6 protein-coding genes and 1 pseudogene are annotated in these 4,713 nt (G+C 41.8%); all 7 read left to right on the forward strand.

The window, feature by feature from the left end; all coding sequences use genetic code 11:
- On the forward strand, positions 1-438 hold a 438-nt coding region (locus UYC_RS0123845; RefSeq protein WP_016874786.1), incomplete at its 5' end, for an HAD family hydrolase.
- Positions 439-849: 411 nt separating this feature from the next.
- Positions 850-1,392 (forward strand): orotate phosphoribosyltransferase, encoded by a 543-nt coding sequence (pyrE, locus tag UYC_RS0123850; protein ID WP_016874785.1) that lies wholly within the window; start codon positions 850-852, stop codon positions 1,390-1,392.
- Positions 1,393-1,479: 87 nt separating this feature from the next.
- Positions 1,480-2,196 (forward strand): class I SAM-dependent methyltransferase, encoded by a 717-nt coding sequence (locus UYC_RS0123855; RefSeq protein WP_016874784.1) that lies wholly within the window; start codon positions 1,480-1,482, stop codon positions 2,194-2,196.
- Between the two features lie 216 nt (positions 2,197-2,412).
- The gene (locus tag UYC_RS0123860) at positions 2,413-2,634 is read left to right on the forward strand and encodes a hypothetical protein (protein WP_016874783.1); all 222 of its coding nucleotides are present in this window, start codon (positions 2,413-2,415) and stop codon (positions 2,632-2,634) included.
- A gap of 187 nt (positions 2,635-2,821) precedes the next feature.
- Positions 2,822-3,049: pseudogene (locus UYC_RS40205) on the forward strand (hypothetical protein); the annotation flags it as partial.
- Between the two features lie 287 nt (positions 3,050-3,336).
- Entirely contained in the window at positions 3,337-3,612 is a 276-nt protein-coding gene (locus UYC_RS0123870) for a CopG family antitoxin (protein ID WP_016874782.1), read from the forward strand.
- A gap of 179 nt (positions 3,613-3,791) precedes the next feature.
- The gene (locus UYC_RS0123875) at positions 3,792-4,649 is read left to right on the forward strand and encodes a nucleotidyltransferase domain-containing protein (RefSeq protein ID WP_016874781.1); all 858 of its coding nucleotides are present in this window, start codon (positions 3,792-3,794) and stop codon (positions 4,647-4,649) included.
- Positions 4,650-4,713: the final 64 nt, after the last annotated feature.

The raw sequence follows: 4,713 nt of genomic DNA on the forward strand, positions 1-4,713 counted from the left end.
TTACTTGAAGATTACGAAACACAATTTCAGCTTCATTGTGTTCCATTCAATTTCCTCTTTGAGATGCTAAATGTTTTAAAACAGCAAGGCTATTTGTTGGGTATTGTTACGAATGGGTTAGGACAGTTTCAAACTCGTTCAATTGAAGGGCTAGGGATTCGAGATTACTTTGATATCATTCTCATTTCTGAAATTGAGCAAGTTAGGAAACCGCAAGCGGAAATTTTTCAGAGAGCCATGACTCGATTGGGTGTATCAGCACCGGATAGCGTTTTTGTTGGCGATCATCCCGAAGCAGATATTGCGGGGGCAAAAAGAGTACAGATGAGGACAATTTGGAAACGCAGTTTACATTGGCTAGAAGCAAAAGAGGCAGATGCAATCATCGACGAACTAAGTGAAATTCCCTTGATCCTTGAACAGTTCAAGTGTAATTAACAGTTCGGCGGCATAACAACCCCTGTACTTAAAAAGCACCTCAGCATATTTGCGAGTGTAATTGCCATCCTTCCTCAAAACGCAAGCTAACATAATGTTCTAAATCTGATGGCTATAGTTAATGCCTTACGAACTTGGTCTTCAATATAGTGTCTGTATTAAGCGTGTTATACGGAAAATGTCTGTATAAATACCCCATACAGGGTGGTTATATGGAAAGTTTCAGTATAATCAATAGTTATGCGGCTTCAGTTTAGGCGGCGACACCAGTTTATGGATTCTTTAATGGATTCTTTACCAGTATTCAAATTTACCCAATTTTGGAATTTTGCATAGGACGTTATTTTGGCGTTTTGGGTAGACAATTCAAGGTTAAATTGGTTTGTTGACTATTATTTAGAGGCTAATTCGATGACTGAACAAGCTGATTTAGCACAACGTATTTACCAAACCTCAAGAATCATAGGAAACTTTCAGTTACGTTCAGGGGCAACCAGTCATGAGTATTTCGATAAGTATTTGTTTGAGGCTGATCCTAGATTGTTACAAGACATTGCCCAAGCTCTCCTGCCATTAATTCCTGAAGACGCAGAAGCTCTCGCCGGATTGGAGATGGGCGGTATTCCTATCGCTACCATTTTGTCTCAATTGAGCGGTTTGCCAACACTATTCGTTCGCAAAGTAGCGAAGGAGTACGGGACTTGCAAATTGGCTGAGGGAGGTGCTGTTCAGAGACGTTTGGTGATTGTTGAAGATGTGGTCACATCAGGTGGGCAAATCATACAATCAGCACGTGCTCTCAGACAGGCAGGTGCTGATATTGTAAAAGTGATAAGTGTTATTGACCGTGAAGCAGGCGGAGCGGCTAACCTTCACCAAGAAAATCTGGACTTCAAGAGTTTATTTACAATGTCAGACTTGAAAGCTACGGCTCAATTTCATAGAGGGACATAACCTGTATCTTAATTTTAGGCTACTCTTAAGATGCGTTAAGGCTATTGTCAAGTCATAGCACAAATTAATTAAAAAGCTTTACATCTGATGAGATCTGAGATCCTCCAAGAGCAAATCCAGTACTACCGTGAACGTGCTTCAGAATACGACGAGTGGTTTTTCCGACAAGGGCGCTACGATCGCGGTGAGGATCATCGTCAGCAGTGGTTTTCTGAAGTGTCTCAAGTAGAAGTCGCGCTTCGGTCTGCTGCGCCGTCGGGCAATATTTTAGAACTGGCTTGCGGAACAGGCTTATGGACTCAACATCTCGCCCCTTTTGCAACTCATCTTACTGCGGTAGACGCTTCGCCAGAAGTAATCGCATTAAATCAGCAGCGTGTTGGTTCTGCGTCTGTCGAGTACATTGTTGCTGACTTATTCAACTGGATCCCCAAACAACAATTTGACTTTGTATTCTTTGGTTTTTGGCTGTCTCATGTACCTATGGAACAATTTGCACCTTTTTGGCAGATGGTGAAGGGGGCGTTAAAACCGAATGGACGAGTCTTTTTTGTAGATAGTTTGTTTACTCAAGAGTCTACAGCTCGAAACCATGCACCCTTGAATCAGCAAGGTTACTCGGAGCGGAAGTTAAATGATGGTCGAACTTACCGTGTCATCAAGATTTTCCATGAATCAACTCAGTTACAAGAATCACTGCAAAGCTTAGGATGGTTGGGTCATGTTCATTGTACCGAAAACTATTTTCTTCACGGTTTATTCTGTAGATCGCCGCATAACAATTCAAATGCAGCGGACGGTTGAAAGGCGCTGGTGCTGAGTTCAAAGCTATCTGTCGCCGCTGATTTGAACCGTTAACTCAAATACTTGGTTGGGCTGTGCATTCACCTTATCTGTTAGTGCCCAAAATCAAGTTGATGCGAGATTATTTATGAGGCAGTATGTTAGGTTTGCTGCTCAGATCCAAAGCCAAACTTGATGGCGATACTATAGATTCAATTTATAGAGCAATTTTTTCCTATGACCACCTTACCAGAAATTGAAGCAGCTATTAGACAGTTGCCCGAAGATGATGTTCGTCAACTCTCAGTTTGGTTGCAAGAGTATTTGGATGAGATGTGGGATCGGCAAATTGGAGACGATTTAGCATCAGGTAAACTAGACAAGCTAATTGCCAAAGCAGAGGCAGATATTGCAGCTAACAGAGTCAGGGATCTCGATGAAGTCCTTCGCAACACCTGACTTTTGGGAAGCATATGCTTTAAAAAGGTAGGCAAGAATCTGTGGTCTGCACGTGTTAGTAGTGGTTATCGAGCATTGGCATTTGAAAAAGGGTGAATATATTATTGGTTCTGGATTGGTGCGCATGACAAATATGAAGCTCTGCTGAATTAGATAAACGTCCAAATTCCACCCGAAAGGTGAACTTATGCAAGCTAAACTTCAAGAGCAACTTTCTCCTGGTGATGCCGAAGTCATTTTAGGGCGTTTACCTGAGCGAATTCGATAAGCTCTGATTGCTCGTGCTACTGAAATTGAGTATCCAGTCGAAGCGGTAATTGAAATGGCGTTCACGTAGTGTCTCTGAAAGAGAATCGCTAGTTTCCTTGATACAGAGGCATTAGGTTTTGCAGATTGCAAACCAGGAAGAGGGCAATATAAAGAACGCAGTCTCACAACGCCCATTATTAAGCATATTTTGTACATTTATACAGCTTTTATCTAAGTGAATTGTCAATCATATAACATACATTTTTGTCAATCAGGTTTTTAGCATCATAGAAGCGATCACTCAAAGTTTCGTTTTTGGGAATGCGTCTTCAATTGCAATTAGGATATTGAGCAGCATCTTTGAAGGATAACTACATAGAATTCAATCAGTCAATAGGCTAAAATCAAGGTGCTGCGGCAGTTTAGGGTTGGCAGATAAAGAGAGAAAACTGTATGGCAGAAAATAAGTCTAAGAAGTTACCTCAATTTAATTCTAATCAGGAACTTGTAGAGTTCTTTGATACTCACGATCTGGGTGAGTATGAGGGTGAACTGCCAGAGGCGCATTTTGATGTTGACATCAAACGGAGCCATTATTTAGTTTCGATTGACAGAGATTTGATGAGTAAGCTTTTGGAAGTTGCTAAAGAGCAGCAAATTTCGGTTGAAATGCTTGTAGATTCCTGGTTGAAAGAGAAGCTTATAAAAGCAACTTCAAGCGCGGTATAACAACCCCTATGCTTAAAAATTATCTCAGTATGTTTGGAGACGCTCAGGAGACGGTGTAGCACTTACATACAGAGAAGTTCTTTGAGTGTTTGAGTGAAATACAGCAGGTGTTATTTAAAGCTTATCTATTACCACCTAATGTGAGATTGTTTTGAATTGGTGGTAAAAATGGAGCCAATATGAATCAGCAATTGCCCCAGTTCATCCACCGCGTTGTCGATCGCTTGCAGTCGATACAGGGAATTGCAGCGATCGCTCTAGGTGGTTCAAGGGCAAGAGGCACCCATACCCAGAAGTCAGATGTGGATCTGGGGATTTATTACAACCTGGAGAACCCGCCCGATCTGATGGCGCTAAATCACCTTGCCTCTGAACTTGACGATAACCACCGGGCAAATTTAATCACCTCAATTGGTGAATGGGGAAAATGGATTAATGGTGGTGGCTGGCTACGAATAGAAGGTGTACCTGTAGATTTTCTTTACCGCGATCTGGCTCAGGTTGGCTGTGTGATTGATGATTGCCATGCTGGACGAATTACGATTGATTATCAACCAGGGCATCCACATGGCTTTGTATCCTCTATTTACATGGGTGAAGTTGCTATTTGTTTGCCACTTCACGATCTCTATGGGGTTTTAGACGCTTTAAAGGCCAAGACAACTTCTTATCCGATTGGGCTTAAACAAGCAACGGTTAATACTTTTGCCTGGGAAATTAGTTTTTCACTGTTCATTGCCCAAAAAGCAGTTGCACGCGGTGATGTTGCCTATGCAGCAGGATGCTGTTTCCGCAGCGTGGCTTGTATGAATCAGGTATTATTTGCACTCAATGAAGAGTACTTATTGAATGAGAAAGGCGCGGTGGCGATTACCAACAGCTTTACGCTCTGTCCCCAAGACTATCAACAACGGGTTGAGTCAGCGTTTGCTTTGTTAGCGGCTGATGCAAAATCAATAATAGATGCGATCATAATTCTGGAAAAAATTGAGCAGGATTTGAGTCAATGGTATGGCGATCGTCGGGTAATCGTGTAAAGACAAAAGAGCTTGTTTACAATGACAGATTTGAAAGTGGCGGTAGCATAAATTCAGTTATACA

It is taken from the genome of Chlorogloeopsis fritschii PCC 6912 (assembly GCF_000317285.1).
GTDB classification, from domain to species: Bacteria; Cyanobacteriota; Cyanobacteriia; order Cyanobacteriales; family Nostocaceae; genus Chlorogloeopsis; species Chlorogloeopsis fritschii.

Bases quoted from the DNA above. Each gene is read 5' to 3' on its own strand.
- pyrE (WP_016874785.1), top strand. From the start codon at position 850: ATGACTGAACAAGCTGATTTAGCACAACGTATTTACCAAACCTCAAGA.
- UYC_RS0123855 (WP_016874784.1), top strand. From the start codon at position 1,480: ATGAGATCTGAGATCCTCCAAGAGCAAATCCAGTACTACCGTGAACGT.
- UYC_RS0123860 (WP_016874783.1), top strand. From the start codon at position 2,413: ATGACCACCTTACCAGAAATTGAAGCAGCTATTAGACAGTTGCCCGAA.
- UYC_RS0123870 (WP_016874782.1), top strand. From the start codon at position 3,337: ATGGCAGAAAATAAGTCTAAGAAGTTACCTCAATTTAATTCTAATCAG.
- UYC_RS0123875 (WP_016874781.1), top strand. From the start codon at position 3,792: ATGAATCAGCAATTGCCCCAGTTCATCCACCGCGTTGTCGATCGCTTG.